At 57.9% G+C, this 20,994-nt stretch carries 21 protein-coding genes and 1 riboswitch; of the genes, 15 read left to right on the top strand and 6 right to left on the bottom strand.

Annotation, left to right across the window (positions count from 1 at the left end):
• Positions 1-80: 80 nt before the first annotated feature.
• From ACXWTF_RS04390 to ACXWTF_RS04330, 13 genes are all read left to right on the top strand, one after another.
• Entirely contained in the window at positions 81-308 is a 228-nt protein-coding gene (locus ACXWTF_RS04390) for a hypothetical protein (RefSeq protein WP_461713790.1), read from the top strand.
• Positions 309-413: 105 nt separating this feature from the next.
• The gene (locus ACXWTF_RS04385) at positions 414-911 is read left to right on the top strand and encodes an AAA family ATPase (RefSeq protein WP_461713789.1); all 498 of its coding nucleotides are present in this window, start codon (positions 414-416) and stop codon (positions 909-911) included.
• 55 nt (positions 912-966) lie between these two features.
• A complete protein-coding gene (locus ACXWTF_RS04380) occupies positions 967-1,566 on the top strand; it encodes a Crp/Fnr family transcriptional regulator (RefSeq protein WP_461713788.1) in 600 nt (199 codons plus the stop codon).
• 214 nt (positions 1,567-1,780) lie between these two features.
• Positions 1,781-2,233 carry a DMT family transporter gene (locus tag ACXWTF_RS04375; protein ID WP_461713787.1) on the top strand — a complete coding sequence of 151 codons (453 nt, stop codon included), beginning with the start codon at positions 1,781-1,783 and terminating at the stop codon, positions 2,231-2,233.
• A gap of 9 nt (positions 2,234-2,242) precedes the next feature.
• On the top strand, positions 2,243-2,860 hold the full coding sequence (locus tag ACXWTF_RS04370) for an NAD(P)H-dependent oxidoreductase (protein ID WP_461713786.1): 618 nt from the start codon (positions 2,243-2,245) through the stop codon (positions 2,858-2,860).
• Between the two features lie 11 nt (positions 2,861-2,871).
• Positions 2,872-3,312, top strand: a complete 441-nt coding sequence (locus ACXWTF_RS04365) for a GNAT family N-acetyltransferase (RefSeq protein ID WP_461713785.1) — start codon at positions 2,872-2,874, stop codon at positions 3,310-3,312.
• Between the two features lie 183 nt (positions 3,313-3,495).
• Positions 3,496-4,215, top strand: coding sequence for a methyltransferase family protein (locus tag ACXWTF_RS04360; protein ID WP_461713784.1), 720 nt, complete (start codon positions 3,496-3,498; stop codon positions 4,213-4,215).
• A 70-nt stretch (positions 4,216-4,285) separates the two neighbouring features.
• Entirely contained in the window at positions 4,286-5,872 is a 1,587-nt protein-coding gene (locus ACXWTF_RS04355; protein ID WP_461713783.1) for a sodium:solute symporter family transporter, read from the top strand.
• A 173-nt stretch (positions 5,873-6,045) separates the two neighbouring features.
• A complete protein-coding gene (locus ACXWTF_RS04350; RefSeq protein ID WP_461713782.1) occupies positions 6,046-7,542 on the top strand; it encodes an ATP-binding cassette domain-containing protein in 1,497 nt (498 codons plus the stop codon).
• 71 nt (positions 7,543-7,613) lie between these two features.
• A complete protein-coding gene (locus ACXWTF_RS04345) occupies positions 7,614-7,898 on the top strand; it encodes a hypothetical protein (RefSeq protein ID WP_461713781.1) in 285 nt (94 codons plus the stop codon).
• 89 nt (positions 7,899-7,987) lie between these two features.
• A complete protein-coding gene (locus ACXWTF_RS04340; RefSeq protein ID WP_461713780.1) occupies positions 7,988-8,476 on the top strand; it encodes a DUF6197 family protein in 489 nt (162 codons plus the stop codon).
• A 187-nt stretch (positions 8,477-8,663) separates the two neighbouring features.
• Positions 8,664-9,365 carry a P-loop NTPase family protein gene (locus ACXWTF_RS04335; RefSeq protein WP_461713779.1) on the top strand — a complete coding sequence of 234 codons (702 nt, stop codon included), beginning with the start codon at positions 8,664-8,666 and terminating at the stop codon, positions 9,363-9,365.
• Positions 9,366-9,467: 102 nt separating this feature from the next.
• Positions 9,468-12,155, top strand: coding sequence for a cation-transporting P-type ATPase (locus ACXWTF_RS04330; protein WP_461713778.1), 2,688 nt, complete (start codon positions 9,468-9,470; stop codon positions 12,153-12,155).
• A gap of 13 nt (positions 12,156-12,168) precedes the next feature.
• On the opposite strand, the gene ACXWTF_RS04325 is transcribed toward ACXWTF_RS04330, so the two are convergent.
• The 3 genes from ACXWTF_RS04325 to ACXWTF_RS04315 all read right to left on the bottom strand — a co-directional run bounded on the left by ACXWTF_RS04325 (position 12,169) and on the right by ACXWTF_RS04315 (position 16,496).
• A complete protein-coding gene (locus ACXWTF_RS04325) occupies positions 12,169-12,747 on the bottom strand; it encodes an IMPACT family protein (protein WP_461713777.1) in 579 nt (192 codons plus the stop codon).
• A gap of 31 nt (positions 12,748-12,778) precedes the next feature.
• Positions 12,779-13,102 (bottom strand): hypothetical protein, encoded by a 324-nt coding sequence (locus ACXWTF_RS04320; RefSeq protein WP_461713776.1) that lies wholly within the window; start codon positions 13,100-13,102, stop codon positions 12,779-12,781.
• Positions 13,103-13,253: 151 nt separating this feature from the next.
• Positions 13,254-16,496, bottom strand: coding sequence for a prealbumin-like fold domain-containing protein (locus ACXWTF_RS04315; protein ID WP_461713775.1), 3,243 nt, complete (start codon positions 16,494-16,496; stop codon positions 13,254-13,256).
• A gap of 144 nt (positions 16,497-16,640) precedes the next feature.
• A riboswitch (cyclic di-GMP riboswitch) is annotated at positions 16,641-16,716 on the bottom strand.
• A 195-nt stretch (positions 16,717-16,911) separates the two neighbouring features.
• Between ACXWTF_RS04315 and mutY the strand changes: the two genes are divergently transcribed.
• Positions 16,912-17,868, top strand: coding sequence for an A/G-specific adenine glycosylase (mutY, locus tag ACXWTF_RS04310; protein ID WP_461713774.1), 957 nt, complete (start codon positions 16,912-16,914; stop codon positions 17,866-17,868).
• Here the strand turns inward: mutY and ACXWTF_RS04305 are convergent.
• Positions 17,849-19,123 carry an MFS transporter gene (locus ACXWTF_RS04305; protein ID WP_461713773.1) on the bottom strand — a complete coding sequence of 425 codons (1,275 nt, stop codon included), beginning with the start codon at positions 19,121-19,123 and terminating at the stop codon, positions 17,849-17,851. The two genes, mutY and ACXWTF_RS04305, sit on opposite strands and share 20 nt — an antisense overlap.
• Positions 19,120-20,034: a ChaN family lipoprotein gene (locus ACXWTF_RS04300; protein ID WP_461713772.1), complete on the bottom strand. Its 915-nt coding sequence runs from the start codon at positions 20,032-20,034 to the stop codon at positions 19,120-19,122. The genes ACXWTF_RS04305 and ACXWTF_RS04300 overlap by 4 nt, the downstream gene beginning before the upstream one ends.
• Here ACXWTF_RS04300 and ACXWTF_RS04295 point away from each other — a divergent pair.
• Positions 20,033-20,536 carry a hypothetical protein gene (locus ACXWTF_RS04295; RefSeq protein ID WP_461713771.1) on the top strand — a complete coding sequence of 168 codons (504 nt, stop codon included), beginning with the start codon at positions 20,033-20,035 and terminating at the stop codon, positions 20,534-20,536. The two genes, ACXWTF_RS04300 and ACXWTF_RS04295, sit on opposite strands and share 2 nt — an antisense overlap.
• On the opposite strand, the gene ACXWTF_RS04290 is transcribed toward ACXWTF_RS04295, so the two are convergent.
• Positions 20,524-20,871: a rhodanese-like domain-containing protein gene (locus ACXWTF_RS04290; protein WP_345970985.1), complete on the bottom strand. Its 348-nt coding sequence runs from the start codon at positions 20,869-20,871 to the stop codon at positions 20,524-20,526. The genes ACXWTF_RS04295 and ACXWTF_RS04290 overlap by 13 nt on opposite strands.
• Between the last annotated feature and the right edge of the window lie 123 nt (positions 20,872-20,994).

Raw genomic sequence — 20,994 nt, 5'->3', positions numbered from 1 at the left:
GACTTTATAGAGCTGAAGTACCCCCTTGCTGAATAGGCAGTCGATCAGTCTCAAAGCGTCAACCCAAACAAGGAAAACGAATGTCACAACATCATCAAAAAATACTGATCAGAAGCATTGAACAGCGCATTCAGCACATCGATATGGCTTTTGAAAACCTCAAACAGATCGGGACCTACGATCGCGACGATTTTTATTTTGATGAACCGGAACTAAGAGAAAAATATGTCCAGGCGCATGAGTCGTTAAAGGAGATACGAAAATATCTCAGCGACACCATCACGAGATTTGAAAACAGAGGGAAGTAGAGTACAAAACCGGTCTATTTCATCATTAGGCAGTGAAAAGCAGTCAAAATCTCTCAAACGACTTTTTGATTGCTTACTTTAAACGTTCTCCATAAAGAAGGAATTATGAAACCAAAAGGAACGCTCACTTTTTTCTGCGGAAAGATGGGCGCAGGGAAATCGACGAAGTCAAGAGCCGTGTCAGTCGAAAAAAATGCGGTCCTTTTGTCCGAAGACGATTGGCTCTCATCGCATTACCCCGGTCAGATCAATACATTTGACGACTACCTGAGGTATTCCATGCTTATCAAGCCGTTTGTGAAATCACACGTGCAGCAGATCATCACTGCAGGCACGAACGTGGTGATGGACTTTCCGGCGAATACGGTACGCCAAAGGGAGTGGTTCAGACAACTCTGCGCTGAAGTCGCGTGCGAACATGAGCTGATCTTTCTCGACGTGAGCAATGCGCAGTGTCTCTCCCGGATTGCCAAGCGCCGAACCGAGCAGCCGGAACGGGCACAGTTCGATAACGAGGCCGTGTTCAACCATGTCACCCAATATTTTGAGGTGCCTTCGGCAAGCGAGGGGCTCAATATTATACGTGTGGCAGGAAACGCGTAATCTATCATTCGTAGGGTCACACATTGATTGGCATACCGCATCAAAGGAGGCGACCATGAAGAGGCACCTGTTATCGCTCAGAGCGGCGATAGACTCCTATTCGCCGATCTCCGATGCCACATGGGCAGCGCTTAAGAAGGGCTGTTCCTTCGCACGCTACGGCAAAGGCGATACGCTGCTGCGGCTTGGAGACTGCGCCACCGCGCTCTATTTCATCGGATCGGGACTGCTTCGGACCTATTTTATCGATGAAGAGGGGAACCTCTACAACAAGAACCTCTTTCCCGAGCACACCTTCGCCGGTTCGAAAGCCTCGATGCTGCAGGGCACCCCCTCGGAATTCGCCATCGAAGCGCTCGAGGAGACCGAGGTCGTCGTACTCGAGTACCGGCACTACCGTGCGCTGATCGACACCCGTAACGATCTGAAGGATTTCTACATCGCCTACCTGGAGCAGAAATGGGTGATCGAGCGCGAACGCCTCGAGATCGCGCTGGTGCTCGACGACGCAACGACGCGTTACCTCGCCTTCCTGGAAAAATATCCCGATATTGAAAAACGGGTCAGCCAGCACCATATCGCGGCGCACCTTGGCATCACGCCGACACAGCTCAGCCGAATCCGTCGAAATCTCAAAACGCATCAACCTATGTAAATGACAGCCGCCCTCCCTTTTTATTAAGATTGCCCGTATAGAGCACAGCCGTTGTCTCTATACAAATCATGCCGCCCCCGAACGGGGGCGTGCGAAAAGGAAACGTTTTGAAAAACGGTGTACACCGTCTCGCCGGCAGCTCCCCGCACCTGCGCCTTGTTGCCCGCTGCATCGGCCTGCCCGCTTTGACCGCCGCGGTCTCGGTACGATCCCAATGAGCGCAGCGCTTCTCTACCTGGCGGCATTTCTCGCGGGTGTTTCGCTGGCCGTGCAGGGCGGCTTCAACGCCCAACTGGGGGTCTCGCTCCGCAGCCCGGTGCTCGCATCGCTGATCGCCTACGGCGTCAGCACCGCCTTCGCCATGCTCTGGGTGATGGGCAGCCCCGTACAGTGGCCATCGAAACTGCAGACCGCCTCGGTTCCCCTGCACCTGTGGATCGCGGGCGGGCTCTTCAGCGTCATCGGCATTACACTGTACTACTACCTCATTCCCAGGATCGGCATCGCCAAGATGTTCACCCTTGGCCTCAGCGGCCAGATGCTCTTCGTGATGCTCGCGGGCTTCCTGGGATGGTTTAATATGCCCAGCGAACCCATGACGACCACCAAGCTCGCCGGAATCGTGCTGATGCTCTCCGGTGTCGCTTGCATTACCTATAAAGGCTAAACTATGAATATGAAAACACGCTACATGGAAATGTTGCACTCCCGCCACGCGACACGCCGTTTCGACGAGGCACGCGCCATCGACAACACGGACCTCGTCTACATCCTCGAAGCCGCGCGTTTGAGCCCTTCGGCATTCGGCATCGAGCCGTGGCAGTTCCTGGTCATCCGTTCGGAGCATTCAAAACGCCTGCTCCAGGAAGCGGCCTTCGGCCAGGAACAGATCGCCTCGGCATCGGCCGTCGTCATCGTACTCGCCCGGAAAGATCTCGGGATCGACGAAGGCTACGTCGAACCGCTGCTGCGCCGCGACGGCGACGAGTATTTCGAGAACTTCGCCAAAGCCTTCTATGACGGCTACACCTCGGCGCTGAGCACGGAGCAGCTGGTCGATTACGCCGACAAGCAGTGCTACATGGCCTCGATGAACCTCATGAACGCCGCAAGCGTTCTGGGCATCGACAGCTGTCCGGTCGGCGGCTTCGAAGCCGACAAGGTTCTCCGGCGGTTCGCAATCGACCCGGACCGCTACGCCGTCTCACTGCTCGTTCCGCTCGGTTACCGGGTCAACCCGCCTGCGCCGAAACAGCGTCGTGCATTCGATGATGTCGTCGCCATGCTTGATTGAAAGGCAGCACAATGCAATACACCTGGCTTGATACGGACAAAAATATCGACTGGCAGGAGCTCAGCGACCTCTACAGGGCCGCGCCCCTGGGCGACAAACCACCGGAAAAGCTCAAAACCGCCTTTTCGAACAGCCTCTACAAGTATTTCGTCTATGCCTCGGGCCGCCTCGTCGGTGTGGGCCGCGCGCTGGCCGACGGCGTCGACTGCTCCTATATCTGCGATGTCGCCGTCCACCCCTACCACCAGGGCAAGGGGCTCGGCCGTCAAATCGTCAGCAGGCTCGTCGAACGCTCCAAAGACCACAACAAGATCATCCTCTACGCCAACCCCGGCGCCGAACCCTTCTACGAAAAGCTGGGATTCGCGCGGATGAACACGGCCATGGCGATTTTTAAAGACCAGGAAGCCGCAGCAACGAGCGGATTGGTCCAACGGAGCGGTGGTCTTTAGGTCTGTTGGATGAAGCGAATGCAGTGCCTCGCCCTTACCCATAGTTTGAAGTGAGGGCGAAAATATGGAATCATTACATGAACTGCCTGATGTCCGGCAAATTGGAGGAGCCAATCAAACCTTGGCCTGACCCTGTTTATCACAAGCCGTCCACTGAAAATCCGGTTTGTAATGGAGAAAAAAATGCCACTGAAACCCGCCCATCCGACCATGACGCAGCCGGCAGGCCACCGCCTATGGCTTAACCTGGTTCTCCTCTACCTCATCATCCCGCTGGTACTGCTCCTCTGCGGAGGCGATATTGGCTGGTGGCAGGGGTGGCTCTTTTCCGTGCTTATATTTGCCGCCGGAATAGGCGGACGTTACTTTGCCGAGAAAAGGCATCCGGGGCTCCTCGCTGAGCGGGCCAGTATGGAAAAAGCTCAGAGTGCAAAAAAGTGGGACAAGATTCTTGCCCCGCTGATGGCCCTGAGTCTCTCCTTTCCCCTTGTCATCGTCGCGGGGCTTGACCACCGCTACGGGTGGACGCCGCCAATGCCGGTGTGGCTCAACATGCTGGGGCTCGTTATCATTGCGCTCGGTTACGCCTTCGCCGCCTGGGCCATCGTCGAGAACCGCTTTTTCTCCACGACGGTGCGTATCCAGACAGAGCGGGGGCATACGGTCTGCGACAGCGGCCCGTACCGGGTCGTGCGCCACCCGGGCTATGCGGGAAACCTTCTGGCTCTTATCGGCATCATTATCGCCCTGGACTCCCTGTGGAGCCTCATTCCTTCCATTGCGGCATTGATCATCGCCGTGATCCGAACCGCGCTCGAAGACAAAACCCTCCGCGAAGAGCTGCCGGGGTACGCTGATTATGCAAAGCGTGTGCGCTATCGCCTCTTTCCGGGGATCTACTAAGAGGCGCCTGCGTTTCGCATATGAACGAAAACAGGGCATTATCTCTACCTACTGAAGCCAAAGGAGCCGTATGGGTTTACTAGACTGGTGCGTTATCGGTGCCTATTTGATGCTGCTGCTGCTTTTTGGCTATTGGATCGGCCGGGAGAACCATGACCAGGATGACTATTATGTCGCCGACCGAAAGCTCTCCTGGTGGGCCGTGGGCATCTCAACGATGGCGACACAGAGCTCGGCCATCAGTTTTATCTCCATCCCGGCCTTTGTCGCCGTCAAGGAGGGCGGCGGCCTGACATGGCTGCAGTACGAACTGGCCCTGCCCCTGGCTATGATCGTGACCTCCATTTTTCTCATACCGCTCTTTCGGCAGCTGAAGCTTGTCAGTGTCTACGAGTACCTGCAGCTGCGCTACGGCACCGGCGTCCGCAATACGGTCGCCCTCATCTTTCTGCTCAGCCGCGCCCTGGGCACGGGTATCGCCCTGTATGCGACGGCCATCGTCATGCAGAGTATCACCGGGTTTGATCTATGGATCTCCATCCTGACGATGGGCCTGATCATTCTGATCTACGACACCCTCGGCGGTATGCGGGCCGTCGTCTATTCGGACATCTTCCAGATGGGGCTGCTTCTGCTGGGCGTCATCGTCTCCATCGCCATCGCCGTCGATCTCCTTGGCGGGTTCGGGACCGTTTTCGAGAGCTTCCCCAAGGAGCGGCTGCAGACCCTCGATTTTAGCTGGGGACTCGGCAGTGACGGCGGCATGCCGTTTTGGGCATTCCTCTTCGGCGGCTTCTTCCTCTACACGGCCTATTACGGCACGGACCAGAGCCAGGTACAGCGTGAACTCTCCGCCAGGAGCATCGGGGACGCCAAACGCTCCCTCTACTTCAACGGTTTTGCGCGCTTTCCGCTGACGCTGCTGTACGTGATGATGGGCATTGCCGTCGGTACGCTCTACCTGCAGGACAGTGCGCTCCAGGCCACTGTCGCCGCCTCGTCCGCCGATCACCTCATCCCCCAGTTTATCCTGGCCTACCTTCCCTCTGGAGTGAAAGGGCTGCTGATCGCCGCCATCCTTGCCGCGGCCATGTCCAGCATCGACTCGGCGCTCAACTCCCTCTCCGCCGTCACACTGCACGACTTTGTCCTGAAGGAGAAGCACACCCAGGGGGCGAGAGAGATCCGCCTGAGCCAGATCACGACCCTCTTCTGGGGTATGGCCATCATCCTCTTCGCCTTTGTCGTCGGGGCCATCGCCGATACCGTCATCGAAGCAATCAACAAGATCGGTTCGGCCTTTTACGGGCCCGTCCTGGCCGTCTTCCTCGCCGGAGCGCTCCACAGGCGCATCGTCGGCAACGCCATACTCATAGGCCTTGTTCTCGGTGTCGGCACCAACCTCTTCTTATGGCTGGCCCATCCGGAGGTGATGTGGATGTGGTGGAACGTCACGGGGGTCGTCGTGGCCTATGCAAGCGCCTGGTTGCTTTCCCTGACCTGTTTCAAAACATCCCTGAAGGCTTCCGACTACACCGCGAGACACACCGTTGCGCTGAAGTGGACGGGGATGGATACGCTGCTGGCGGGCTATTTCCTGATAATGCTGATCGCACTTTGGCTGCTTGATGAATGGTTATTTCCCCTATCGTCATAGGGGACCAACGATCGTTGCGTATGGACAAGACCTGCATTGTAGTATATAATGCCGTCATTCTTACAAGGAGAGCGCTGATGAACATTATTCTGAACTAAACGGTTATCAGGATAATTTCTCACACCCCTTTCCGTCCTTGATAATCGATACCCAAAACGGTTACAAGGATTTTTATGCCCTACCATTTACAGATCGAGCACCTCTCTTTTAAATACCCCGACAGTTACGGCACCCTGTTTGAAGACCTCACATTGCAGTTTGACGAAGGCTGGAGCGGCGTCGTCGGCCCCAACGGCAGCGGCAAGAGCACGCTGGCGCTGCTCATCTGCGGCCGGCTGCACCCCGACGGCGGGACGCTGCGGCATCACCGGGACGCCTACTACTGCGAACAGCGTACCGACAGCATGCCCGAGGACTTTTCCGTTTTTATGGATACGTTCGACGGCGAGGCGGTACGCCTGCGGGACGCTTTGAAGGTTGAAAGCAGCTGGCAGTGGAGCTGGGAGCTGCTCAGCCACGGAGAACGCAAACGCGCCCAGATCGCCGCGGCGCTCTACAAAAACCCTCCCGTCCTGGTTCTGGACGAACCGACCAATCACCTGGACGGGGCATCTGCAGCGCTGCTGGCCGGGGCCCTTCAACGCTACCGGGGCGTCGGGATACTGATCAGCCACGACCGGGGGCTGCTCGACGGCCTCTGCCGTCACACCCTTTTTCTCGACCGCGGCAGGCCCGATATGCGGCACATGCCCTATACCGCCGCCAAAACAGAGCGGGAAAAGGAGGCGGCCTTCCGGCGGGAGCGGCACGAACGTCAAAGCAGAACCGTCAAAAAACTCAAACGCCAGGTACAGGCGCAGCGGCAGAGAGCGGACCGCTCCGACGCCAGGGTCTCCAAACGGCATGTGGATCCCAAAGATATCGATACCAAGAAAAAGCTGGAACTGGCGGTCTTTACGGGCAAGGATGCGACCGACGGGAAGATCCTGGAGCGTTTCAAAAGCCGCCTGGCCCAGGCCGAGGCGAAGCGGGAGAAGATCAGCCGCGATTTTGAAAAAGGGATCGCTTTGCAACAGGGGCACTACCGCAAGCTCTTCCCTATCACGATCGGCCCCGCCTCACTCGACCTCGACGGTGAGCGGGAACTCGCGATCCCGAGGCTGCGGATCGATGCGGGGGAGAAGATCGGTATCACCGGGGAGAACGGAACGGGCAAGAGCACTTTTCTGCGCTACCTGCTGGCGATGCAGCGATGGCCAGGCGGGGTACTCTACCTTCCCCAGGAGATCTCCGAATCCGAATCCAGAGCAGTGATGCGGGAGGTTTCAGAGCTGGATGCGCTGCGCAAAGGAGAGGTGATGAGCCTGATCACCCGTCTGGGAAGCGACCCGAAACAGCTCCTGCAGAGCCGCGTGCCCAGCCCCGGCGAAACACGCAAACTGCTGCTGGCCCTGGGAATGGAAAAAAAGCCGGGGCTGATCATCATGGACGAACCGACCAACCACCTGGACCTCGAAGCGGTCGAACTCCTCGAAACAGCCCTGAAGGCCTATGAGGGGGCGCTGCTTCTGGTCAGCCACGACCGCATTTTCTTGGAAAGGACCGTGACAAAGCGGTGGCACTTTTCAGCCCAGGACGGCGGCATATCCATTGTCGAAACACGGCCCTGAAAAACGGCAGGTATGTTTTTTGTACTTCCCCCTGACAGACCAAAGTAAAAAGGGGATAGATGAATGCGTGTTTGACCAAAATATGCGAAACATTTGAGGAGACAACGGACTTTCTCTCCAACAGGACACCGGAAAAAGAGAAGACCGTCACGGCACTGTTTTTTGAATTTTTGGACTGCTTTTCCTCCTTGGGAGCCGAAAAACTCGACTATCCCAAAGAGTTCCAAAACGATGTCAAGCTCTACCTGCAGGGCCATGCCATCCTGAAGAAAAAGTTTGAAGACGTCGAGATCCGCTACCTGATGCTGAGCGATTTTTACGACTTCTGCCGGTTGACAAAAAAGTACACAAAATAGAAGGCACCCTCCCCGTTTCCGGGAGATGAAGTACAATGGGCATACGCTCATCTGCTTTAGGAGCGTGCACGAAGGAGCCGGTTCGGATGATGAAAAAGTATCTACTCTACACGTTTTCGGCCCTCCTCCTTCTTGGTGCCTATATTGTTTTCGGCGTCATCGGTGTCTACAAAACTGAAAACGGGATCGTTCTGGGGCTCCCGGAGTATGAAAAGAGGGATATCCGCGTCACCCGGACCGACTTGGAAATTCTGACCAGGGCGGACGCGCTGCTGGCCGACGAAAACGTATGGCGCAAAACGCATGTGTCGGACTGCTCGCAATCCGAAAAACTAGACCTCTACTGCGCGCTGGAAAAAGCTTCCGTGGAGGTCCTGGGGCAGTATGTCCACAGACAGCCCGCCCTGCAGGAAGTCAGGTTCGCGATCGATGACCGTTATCGGACGCGCTGGACAAAGCACCGGCTGACCGATTTCAATGCCGACCAAGCGACAGATTTCGCAGACATAAAATTTGTCCTTGCCCAGGCGTCGGCGTCGGTCAGAACAAAGCTTGCCGGCTATAAAAACCGGAAGTAAATCACGCCCGCCATCTTCAAACAGGCACGGTTTTCATTTCGGGAACGCATTGCGGACGTCAGCCCAGATGTAATTCTTTAGAAATTTTCCGATCTGCCCCCGGTTCCACAGCCCGCCTTTATATCCGCAGCGCTACTATACGCGCATATAATGCCAAGCATATATCTTAATTGAGCCGGAGAAAACCATGAGCATGATTCATTTTATCGGTGGCGAGAAAGGCGGCGTCGGCAAGTCCGTTTTCGCGCGCCTGCTCTCACAGTATTTTATCGACAACGATGTCCCTTTCATCGGCCTGGACGCGGACCGTTCCCACGCGTCGCTCACCCGCTACTACGAGCAGTTCACCGACGCGATCAACCTCGACTTTTTCGAAAGCACCGACAAGATCATGGAACTGGCGCTGGAGAAGGACACCAACATCCTGGTCGACCTGCCGGCGCAGTCCGAGCGCTTTCTCGACCGCTGGATCGAGGAAAATGACGTCCTCGGCATGTGCGAAGAGACAGGGATCGAGATCGTCTACTGGTACCTCGTCGACGGCGGCAAAGATTCCGTGCAGCTGCTCAAGAAGTTCCTGCCCAAATACAGCGTCGTCATGACCTGTGCCGTCGTCAAAAACGAGGGGCGCGGCAGCGATTTCTCCGAAGTCGATGACGTCATCGCCTCCGTTTCCAGCTCGGCGAACGGGACGCTCAACGAGGTCACGCTGCCTGCCCTGCACGCCCCGACGATGCAGAAGATCGATAAACACACCTTGAGCTTCTGGGCCGCCGCCAACCTCAAAGAGAACGGCACCCCCCACCTGAACCTGATGGAGCGCCAGCGTGCCAAGGTCTGGCTGCGCAAAGCCTACGCGATGTTCGAATCGGTGCTGGGCAAGTTCTAACCCAGCCCCCGCGCCGCCGCACGGGCGGCATGCCGCCTCCCCGCACACTCCCCGTTTTTTTGCTACAATCGTTTATCCCTGCGCACTCTCAGGAGGAACGTCATGGAAAACGTACTGATCTGGCATGCCGAAGATGCCGAGAAGGCCCTGGAAGCTCTGAAGAGTTCGTCCGGCGGGCTGCCCGAGGATGAAGCAGCTGCACGGCTTGAAGTGTACGGCCCCAACCGGCTGCCCGAACCGCCGAAGCCGCACCCGCTGCTGCGCTTCCTCGCACAGTTTCACAACATCCTCATCTACGTCCTCCTCGGCGCCGCCCTTATCACGGCGCTGCTGGGGCACCTCATTGATACCGCGGTCATCCTCGCGGTTGTCTTCATCAATGCCCTGATCGGCTTCTTGCAAGAGGGCAAGGCCGAAAAGGCGCTTGAGGCGATCCGACATATGCTCGCGCTGCACTCCTCCGTCGTGCGCGGCGGTCAGCGCCGCACCGTCCTGGGAGAGATGCTGGTGCCCGGCGATATCGTTATGCTCGAGGCCGGTGACAAGATCCCGGCCGATCTGCGGCTGCTCAAGGCCAACAGTCTCCAGGTCCAGGAGGCGATTCTCACCGGGGAGTCGGTCCCCGTGGAGAAGCGGACGGCACCCGTCGGGACCGACACCCCTCTGGGTGACCGTGTCTGCATGGCCTACAGCGGCACGACCGTGACCCGCGGTCAGGGTACCGGCGTCGTCATCGCCACCGGCAGCGGGACCGAGATCGGGCGCATCAGCGGGCTGCTTTCGGAGGTACAGACCCTCCACACCCCCCTGGTCGCGCAGATGGACAGATTTGCCAGAATGCTGACCCTGTTTATTCTGATCATCGCCGCACTCATTCTCGTTGCCGGCCACTTTTTCCTCGGCCACCCTTTTGCCGAGCTCTTTATGGCCGTCGTCGGCATCTTCGTTGCAGCGATTCCCGAAGGACTCCCGGCCGTATTGACCATCACACTCGCGGTCGGCGTACAGGCGATGGCCCGGCGTAATGCCATTGTCCGCCGCCTCCCGGCGATCGAGACGCTGGGCGCCGTTTCCGTCATCTGCTCCGACAAGACCGGTACGCTGACGCGCAACGAAATGAACGTCGCCACGGTCGTCACCTCCCGCAAACGTTTTACGGTCGGGGGCAGCGGCTACGCGCCTGTCGGCACGATCGAAACAGAGGGGAAGGCGGTGCCGCCCGGCAGTGCCCCCGCACTGCTCGAACTGGGGGAGGCCGCCGTATTGTGTAACGACGCCGAACTGCTGAAAAAGGAGGAGGTGTGGGAGATCGAGGGCGACCCGATGGAAGGAGCCCTACTCGCTTTTTACGGCAAGGCGGGGGGCGATCTTGCCCAGACCCGAAATCGGTGGGGGCGAAGCGACGCCATCCCCTTTGACAGCGCCCACAAATTCATGGCAACCCTCAACCACGACCATGAAAACCGTGCCGCCATCTTCGTCAAGGGCGCACCCGAAGCGCTCCTCGCTCTGTGTGACGCACAAAGGGACGGAGAGGATGCCACCGCCCCGCTGGATCGGGAGTACTGGCACGAACAGGCCGAAGCCGTCGCCTCCCGGGGGCAGCGGGTGTTGGCCTTCGCCCTCGCGCCCATGCCGGCGGAACACGCCGTACTGGAGCACTCCGATCTGAAAAGGAGGCTCATCTTCCTCGGGCTGGCAGGTTTTATCGACCCTCCGCGTCCCGAAGCCGTCGACGCCGTGGCCGAATGCCGGCGCGCCGGGATCGGGGTGAAAATGATCACCGGCGACCATGCCTCCACGGCGCTGGCCATCGGCAAAGCCCTCGGCCTGGAGTATGCCGATACGGTGCTGACGGGACCGGAGCTCGAAACCCTCGACGATGCCGCGCTGGCAAAGGCCGTCACCGAGACAGGCGTTTTTGCGCGCACCAGCCCGGAACACAAACTGCGGCTGGTCATGGCGCTCCAGGCCAACGGCATGACCGTGGCCATGACGGGCGACGGCGTCAACGATGCCCCCGCCCTCAAACGGGCAGGGGCCGGGATCGCCATGGGGAGGAGCGGCAGCGAAGCCGCCAAAGAGGCGGCGGAGATCGTCCTCGCCGACGACAATTTCGCCTCGATCGTCGCCGCCGTCCGCGAAGGGAGAACGGTCTACGACAATATCAAGAAGGTCATCAGCTGGACCCTGCCGACCAATGCGGGCGAAGCACTGACCATTATCGCCGCGCTCCTGCTGCAAATGGCCCTGCCCATCACCCCCGTCCAGATCCTGTGGGTCAACATGATCACCGCGGTCACGCTGGGGATCGCCCTCGCGTTCGAACCGACCGAGCCAAACGCCATGCGTCGCCCGCCCCGTTCCCGGGACGAATCCCTCCTCGGCGGCGGACTGCTGTGGCACATTGTCCTCGTTGCGGCCCTCTTTCTCGCGGGCGTCTTCGGCATCTACGACTATGCCGTTACCCGGGGGGACTCCGAAGCCCTGGCCCGTACCCTCGCAATGAACACCCTTGTCGTCTTGGAGATCTTCCATCTCCTTTTTATCCGGAACTTCCGCAATGCGTCCCTCTCATTCAGCTCGCTCCGCGGCACCCCCATCGTCTGGAGTGCTGTCGGCCTTGTCGTGCTCGGACAGCTCTGCATCACCTACATCCCCTGGCTTCAAGGGGTCTTCGGGACGGAGGCGGTTGCGCTGCCGGACCTGCTGCTGATGGTTGGACTGGGGGTTCTGCTGTTTGTGATTATCGAAGCGGAAAAACAGCTGCGGCTGCGGCTCTTCGTATAAAGCGCAGGCGACGTCAGGGGTGCGGCTGCAAGAGACGGCCCGCCTGCGTAAAAAAGTTTTCCAGCGCTTCTTTGCCCGCCCTGACCTTCCAGCGGACCTCCGTGGTTCCGAACGACTTCTCGACATCGGAAACACCGCACTCCCCCAGCAGGTACTCCACCTGCGACACCGCGCTGTAACCGCAGCTGAAAAGGGCCTCCTCCTGGGGAATATACTCGGTCAGCTCCGCCAGGGCCACGGCATCGGAAACCGCCTGGGTATAGGCGCGGACCAACCCGCCCGTCCCCAGTTTCGTGCCGCCGAAATAGCGCACCGTAATGACGGCCACGTCGATCAAGTCGTGCCCCGCCAGGACCGCGAGGCTCGGTTTGCCGGAAGTCCCTTTGGGTTCCCCGTCGTCGCTGCTCCCCTCGACCACCTGCGCATGGGCGTTCAGGAAGCGGAAGGCCGTTACGAAATGGCGTCCTTTCGGGTGTTCCGCTTTCAGACGCTGCAGGGTCGGCTCGAAGAGTTTATGGGGAACAAGGTGGGCGATGAATTTGGACTGTTTGATTTCAACGGTGGTGGAAACGGGCGTCTTGAGGATTTGCATAACGCCATTATAGCGGTCGCGGGAGGGGCACTTACTTTTGTGCACCCATCCGCTGGTTCAGACGTTCGCGGAAACGCTGCTGCATCTCCTCGAATTTTTTGCGCTGTTCATCGTTCAGCAGCGCCTGGATCTCATTGTTCTGATCGACCCGCAGTTTCATATGCGCCTCGAGGTAGCGTTCATGGATCTCCCCCCACTCTTTCGTCTGCTTGTCGCTGAGCCCCAGCTCCGTCTGGATCTGCTTGAGCATCGCCGCCTGGCGCGCCTTGGCGGCTTCCGCCTCCTGATCGGCAGCCGGTGCCGCATAGAGGGCCGACGCCAACAGGGCAGCCGCGAGAATCGTAACCTTTTTCATACTTCTCCTTTAAATAGCGGGCATATCATAATAAATGTTGATAAACAGTTTTCTATTTCGAACGTAAAAAAGAGAAGATAAAGTACAACGTGATTGAAATGTGATGAATGGGAAGATAACAGGGCAAAGGCACAAAGCCTTTGCCTAACGGTTACGGACAGAGCGTACCATTGTTGTAAGCGTCAAGCGCGCCTGCAATCGAGGTCGCTTCCGCTTTCTGGGCCGCGGCGTTCTTGCCGCCTTTGAGGTAACCCCCGGTGCCGTCGAAGCCGATGGATGACAGCAGGGCATCCCCTGCATTGATGGCATCGGTCGCAGCACTACACTGTGTCGCACCGGCGGCATAGTTGGCCTTGGCCGCCATCAACTGCGCCGCGAGGCCGTAGGCCGCATCGCCGGCGCGTTTCTTGCCGCTGGAGACATCGCGTTTATCCAGGATGGATACCGCATCCTCACAGCTGTCGACGACAAAGCCGCCCAGGGTGATCGGCAGGACATAATCGACCAGCCAGACCTGGGTTTCACCCGCGAGCAGATTCGCCGCTTCGGCTTTTTCCTGCTGATTACCGTGACCGTCACAGGTCGTCCAGTTCTTCCAGTAGCCGATCGTACGCGGTTCGCCTCCCGGAGGCGTATAGTTGTTGTGTACTTCGAAGTGGATCGTCTGATTCGCCTCGACACTGAAGTCGTAACAGTGGTTTTCGTTCGACGCTTCCCCGGATGCCGGATTATCATACGGTACCGGAGAGCCTTCGACATACCAGAGGTTTTCCCAGGCAACCGGGATACCCGTTTCACATACCGTATATTCCAGACCCGGCACCAGCCAGACATCATTGAAGTCCACCAGTCCGTTCGCATCCGGCGTATCGACGATGTTCACGCCGTTGCCGCTGAGGGTGAATGACCATCCCATCGTGTAGGACATCGTACCGTTCTCATACTTGATCAGCTCGATCTGTCCGCGTTTACGGTTGGTGTAGGTACACTGGACCGTTTCACCCGGATCGACGACAATGGTCGCTTCGCGCTGGCTCAGAGAGGTGGAGCTGTTCTCCACGCCGTCAAGCTCGACACAGGCCAGACCGATCAGGTCATACTCCGGTGTCGGATCATCCTCTGTCACCGTATAGGTTTTCGGAATCACATCCATGAAGGTGTGCGATCCCAGATGGGTCAGGTTCAGATCATACGAACCGTTAATATCCTGGGTGAAGTGGAAGTAATCCGGCATACCCGCGGGCACCGTCAGCTTGTTGATGATCACCGTCGCATATTTGGTATTTTCAAACTGGCACTCGTAGTCCGCACGATAGAGATCTTCGGGGTAGTCGACGGTAAAGTCGCAGTCACCGGATTGATTGGACATGTACCAGCCGTCTTTCATGATTTCGACGACTTTATAGTGTCCCTCTTCGAGTTCACCTTCCGGTACGAGCACGTTCGTCGCGCTGTTGGGATCGGTGAGCAAAGAGGTCACAACCGTCCAGACATCCGGAGCGGTCTCTTTATAAAGGGTCATGTTCCAATCGCCTTTTTGCGGCACGCCCTCGATCTCGGCCGGTTTGGTCACCTTGATGACCTTGACCGCAGGCTGGCCGGCGAGCTGGTTGTTGAAGGTGACGGATTCGCCGCAGGAAGGCAGCGTAATCGTGACGGGTTTGATCGCACTGATTTCCGGTTCAAACCCGGTCGGGGCCGTTTCCGTCACGGTATACGCACCCGGTTCCAGCCCTTCGATCTTCACGGATTGTGTCAATGGTGTAAGCGCCGTGAAGGTCAGGGTCCGGTTGATGTCATCCATCCCCTCTTTCGAGACGGTAAAGAGTACATCGACACTGTCCGCGCCGTCGAGGACGTCCGGCATGGTTTTATTGATCGTGAGTGCGACGGTCGCATCGGCAGAGAGCGCAACTTCATGATGCGCCGCGTCCGGCGTGAAGCCGCCGTCAGCCACGAGTGTTGCGGTATCGCTCAGTGTACCGGTTGCGATCATCGGACCGGTGATATAAACGGTCTTGTGGAAGACAAGCGCACCGCTGTCTTCAACGGTATAGGAGGTCCAGTTAACGTCACCGACGGTCTCTGTTCCCGAGACATACGGACTATCGTATGCACCGATATCACCCGGCACAAAGGCACCGCTGGCGAAACGCATCAGTCCGTTCGTACTTTCGATCCACTCATGGTCTCTCACCGTTGCCGTCGCATTCAGGGTATCGCCCGGTTGGACCGAAGCGGACGCTGTCGCACCCAGTGTAACCGTGATCGGCACATCCGGAAGGTACGGGTCACCAAAGCCGATCGTCGCGATGTCATAAAGTCCGGTGCTCTCCCCTTCGGGAACGATAATATCGTGTTCGCAGACCACCCCGGAGTAGTTGGATGGCATCAGGAAAGGTGTACACGCATCGGGCTGCACACTGGTCATACCGCCGCTGTAGTAGACAACATCGGAGACATTGGCGTAGATCTCACGCGAAGAGACGTTGGTCACGTAGATCTTCGTATGCACACCGACGGTTCCGACCGGTGTGGAAGGGAGTCTCGTCCAGGTCACGTTGACATCAACCAGTTTGCTGGTGGGGGCACCCTCTGCACAGGTGTCACCGAACGCAACCGTCGCCGGGCCGCTTTTGGAGATGGCCCAGCCATATGACTGTGCCTGGCGCGCCGTCATGTCCTTGCTGGTCTCAATCGCTTTGACGTCGGGGAGCTGGACACGTTTCTCGCCGATCCCGCCCGAATCGAGATCTTCATTCCACAGATTCGACTGCAGTGAAGAGCCCGGATAGAGGTGGGAACCGAGCGCAAGACGCTGAAAGTAGTTCGCGACACAGACCGCACCGCCCGGCAGACCGTTGGCCGCATATTCACCGCCCGCTGTTGTACCTTCAGCTACGGAAATCTGGCGGTAGATCGTCGTAAAGACACCCCCCGCCCCCTGGTTGTCAGGCGTGATGTAAAGCTCCTGGACCACCAGCTGATCCTGGTTGGCGAAAGCCCAGTCTTTACAGATCTGGTTGGAGAGCTCCTCATCTAGTACCAAGACAGAGACATAATCCCATCCGCGGAGATCACCGGTTTCGGTTTGCTGGAAGTCACCGCCTACGGTAAAGAGGAATTTCTGGGGATCGCTCCCCTTGTTTTGGATCGTCACCCGGTGCGGGACGAGGTCGAGCTCCGCCCACCCCTTCAGGTTACCGGTCGTATAGGCCCCGTCGGGGCAGACGTAATCGTTCGCGGCCAGATCGTACCCGTCGGGAATGGACGTGGATCGGCACCCTTCGAGCGTATAGCTGATGTTGGCCGACGCCGCCACGGCGAAGAGCAGTGCTCCCGCGCCTACCATGCGCTTGATCAGCCCCCATTTTTCTCGAAATGAAGCTTTCATTTTTAGAGTCTCCTGTTAATAGAACGTCTCTTCCAAGAACGTTCCAAGTCCCAACCGTTTAACACGCTCGGGCATCGAAGTACTCAAATCAAAAAGGAGGGCAACCGGGTGAATCAGTAAATGTTTTGACCTGGTTACCCCACTTTTGGCAACCCGGCCATCTTCGAGAAGATCCGTAGCTTTCCGCCCCCGGCTCGCACCGGGTTAGGCTTTTCTTGCAGTACAAAATATCAAACAACGTTGAACAGCCTCCCCTTCCCCTTCGGTGCAAAGCCGTGAGAAAAACAGCTATTCATTACCTCTCAGTATAGAGCGGCAGAAATTAATTTCATATAAGAAAAATCAATTTAATCGTGAACATAATTACTACGCCGTCCGATTGTAACCGGGATAGGGGTCTGCTATAATCCGCCCCATGAAAGAAGATCTGCACACCCGACTGCTACAGTGGTACGAAACCCACGGACGCCATACCCTTCCGTGGCGCAATACCGATGACCCCTACCGTATCTGGGTCAGCGAAATCATGCTGCAGCAGACCCAGGTCAGAACCGTGCTCGAACGTTTCTATTTCCCCTTTCTCGAGCGCTTTCCGACGCTTTCCTCCCTCGCGAGCGCTCCGCTGGATGACGTACTGAAGCAGTGGGAGGGGCTGGGGTACTATACCCGGGCAAAAAACCTCCACAGGGCTGCCCAGCTCGCCGCACCCTTTCTGCCTGAGAGCGTCGAGGGGCTGAACCGCCTGCCCGGGATCGGCAGAAGCACGGCCCACGCCATCGCCGCGTTTGCCTACGGCGCGCCTGTGCCCATCCTCGATGCCAACGTCAAACGGATCCTCTACCGTTTCTACGGCCGCAGGGAGGCCGACGAGAAAACCCTCTGGCGACTGGCCCAAAAGCTCTTTGACCCCGCACACCCCTTTGAGTTCAACCAGGCGATGATGGATATCGGCGCAACGCTCTGCCTCCCCAAAACGGCTCGGTGCGACGCCTGCCCCTTCGAAAGTGTCTGCAGGGGTGCCGCGGGGGACCCGCTGCGCTACCCCGCCCCGAAAAAGCGTAAAAGCGTCCCGGTACGCGAACGGCACATTGTCGTCTACCGGCACAACGGCCGCTACGGGCTAAAACAGCGCGAAGGACGGTTCTTGCACGGGCTTTGGGGATTTCATGAGCAGATGGCGCCTCCCGAAGAGGGGAAAACGCTCGAAAGTATCGTGCAGGTCTATTCGCACTTCCGGCTCGAAGCGCAGGTCTGGCTCTGCGAAGCACACCGCGAGGAGCTCACCTATTTCGGGAGGGAAGAGATCGACGCGCTGGCCCTGAGCGGGGCCGACCACAAGGTGCTGCGCCAGCTTAGCGCATCGCCCCTCTGACCTCCTCCGCCACCGCTTTTTCATCGACCATATAGAGCAGTACCGCACCGATCACGAAAAAGACCGCGACCGAGGCGATCCCCAGCCGGGAGCTCTCCGTCGCCAGGGCGACCGCACCGATGAGCAGCGGCCCAAGGACCGTAGCGAACTTGCCGAGGAAGTTGTAAAAGCCGAAAAACTCCGCCGCATACTCCGCCGGGATCATTTTCGAATAGTATGACCGGCTCATCGCCTGGATACCGCCCTGCACCAGCGCGATCATCGCCGCGAGCAGGTAGAAGGAGCTGACGTCGTGCATGAAGGCCGCCAGCACGGCGATCAGGACATAGAACCCAAGGGTCAGGTAGATCGCCTTTTTCGTATCCCACATCTGCGCCAGCTTCGCGACGAGGATCGTCGCAGGGAACCCGACAAACTGCACTAGCAGCAGCGCCTTGATCAGCTCCCCGGCCTCGAACCCTATTGCCATACCGTAATCGACGGCCATCCGGATGATCGTGTCGACCCCGTCGATGTAGAACCAGTAGGCGACAAGGAAAAGAAAGAGGCCTTTAAGATGCTTGATCTTGTGAAAGGTACGCATCAGGCGCCGGTATCCGAGCACCGTCAGCGTCACTGTACCGATTTTGCGGGTATTGCGCTTCTCCTTGACCCAGAGCACAAAAGGCAGTGCGAAGAGCATCCACCACAGCGCCACCGAGACAAAAGAGGCCTTCACCCCTGCCGCAGCGTCGGCAAGCCCGAACCACCCGGGCTGCTGCACCATCGCCACGTTCAGCGCGAACAGGATCCCGCCGCCGAGATACCCCAGCGCATACCCGAGCCCGGAGACCTTGTCGAAACGCTCCTCCGAGGTGACCGAGGGGAGAAAGGCGTCGTAAAAAATGTTCGAGCCCATAAAACCGATGTTCCCCAGGACATAGACGAATGCGGCCAGCTCCCACTGCCCCTTTCCGACCAGGGCGAGCGCGGCGCTCATCAGGATCCCCAGGAAGGCGAACATCAGCAAGAAACGCTTGCGGATGCCGCCGGCATCGGCGATGGCCCCGAGCAGGGGTGCCAGCAGCACGACGATGATGCTCGAAACCGCGTTGGCGACCCCCAGCTGGGCCGTCGAGAGCGTGGCATCGGTGTCGGCACTGTAAAACGCCTTGAAAAAGAGCGGGAAAAAGCCGGCCATGACCGTCGTGGCATAGGCGGAATTGGCCCAGTCATACAGCGCCCAGCCGTAGATTCGTTTCGATTCGCGCGTCATTCTCTCTCCTTGGGAGGTGCATCGGGGGTGTAGAAGAGCAGGTAATCCGCCTCGCCGACGTCGGCATCGGTACTGCCGGCAGGTACGGGAAGGATCGTCACGTAAGGCTCTGGGCTGCGGCGGGCGAAGCGGGCGTTGATCCCCAGGCCGTAGGCCATATGGAACGCCCCGGCAAAGACGACGAGCAGCTCCTTGTCCGAATGCAATGCTTCCGCGGCAAGCCGTGCACTCTGCTCTCCCATGTAGCTGTCCCATGCGACCTGCACCCGGTACATCCGTTCCCGGCACTGCCGCGCGTCTTCCCCCGCCTGTTTGGCATGGCAGTGGGCGAAGAAGGGTGCGAGCATCGCCCGGTGCGCACTCAAATTCAGATCGAGATCCCTGAAGAACGCCTGTTCATCCCCGGACATGGCACTCAGATTGGCATCCGAGACCGCCTTTTGAAAGGCTTTTGTCATATTGATGCCGTACAGCATCCCCCTGGCATTTTGGATACTTTTATAGATGGGTTCATACGATGAAAAGGGGTAGCCTGCCTTCGTTTTCCAGTCGATATCTGCGGTGAAGTTCCCGTCATATACGCCGCGCGCATAGCGTGACAGCAGGGCATCGTCCGAAGGCGTGAACCATTCGTTGGCCAGCAGCAGACGCCGGCCGTTTTCCCCCAGGCGGCGCAGCACGCCGGCCAGGCGTTTGTGCATCGCTTCGCTGGCGTGATGGTCCCCGACAAAGAGCACCCGGTAGGGCGCGAGGCGTGCCGCCAGTTCCGCATCGCCGATACAGGCGGCCTGTTTCATATCGTAGATACCGCACGGTTGCGGCAGTGTGTGCTGCAGCGCGGCTTTGGGTTGGCTACAGCCTGAAAAGAGAACGAAAAAAACGGCGAGGAAAAGTGCCCTGAAATATTGCATGCAGTATAATATCCCAAATGCCTTAAGGGGTGACGACACGATGGCGGTCCGCTTCAGCTTCAAACACTTCCTGTTCAACGCGTTCAGGGAGATTTTCCTCTATCATCACAGTTCACTTGAATTCCGTGCCAAACTTTTTGCCGCGCTCATCTCGGCCGACAACGAAGCGAACGAGTGTGAATTCGATGTCGTCAAAGAGGCGGGGATGAAGATCTACAACGACGAAGACCGTTCAAACACCCTGGTGCTGACAACACGGGAGATGGTGGAAAAGGTCCTGAAGAATAACGGACTGGACATCGATGCACTGGTAGAGGACATCATCCGTGACCTCCGTTCCGTCCCGCGCTATGCGCTGAAGATCGATCTGTCCCAGCTCGAACCGCTGCTCGGATGCCAGGACGATCCCGACGTGACTGCCTATCAGCAGAGTATTTTAAGACTGTTCGGGGAGCTGCGCAGCGAGTTTGTAACGGGGAGGGAGGGCGATCAGCCCTTGTAGGGAACGAGTTCGTACCCCTCGCTCATCAGTTTCATGACGCCGCCGGCGAGGTTCTTGACGTTGTAGCCCTGCTGCTTCATGAACATGGCGACCTGCGCCGTACGGGAACCGGTACGGCAGATGAAACCGATCTCTTTCTCTTTGCCGCCGAGCGCATCCATTGCCTTCATGAAACCTTCTGCATCGTAGCTTCCGTCCATCTGGAAAAAAGTGACCGTTTTGCATCCCGGTACGACGCCCGTCTGCATCCACTCCATTTCGGTGCGGATGTCGACGACGACCATATCGGAGTTTTCCAGCAGCTCTTTGTCCGGATATACGTTAAGACTTGACATTATCATCCCTTTGAAATCATTAGGTTATAAAAATTAGGCAAAATTATATCGGCTATCATTTAAACGAATTTTATTCCAGTTTTAATAGCCGATTTCGTTAAAGCAGTTATAATACTGCGACTT

The organism is Thiomicrolovo sp. ZZH C-3, assembly GCF_054862725.1.
This window is presented reverse-complemented; position numbering and strand designations above follow the sequence as displayed.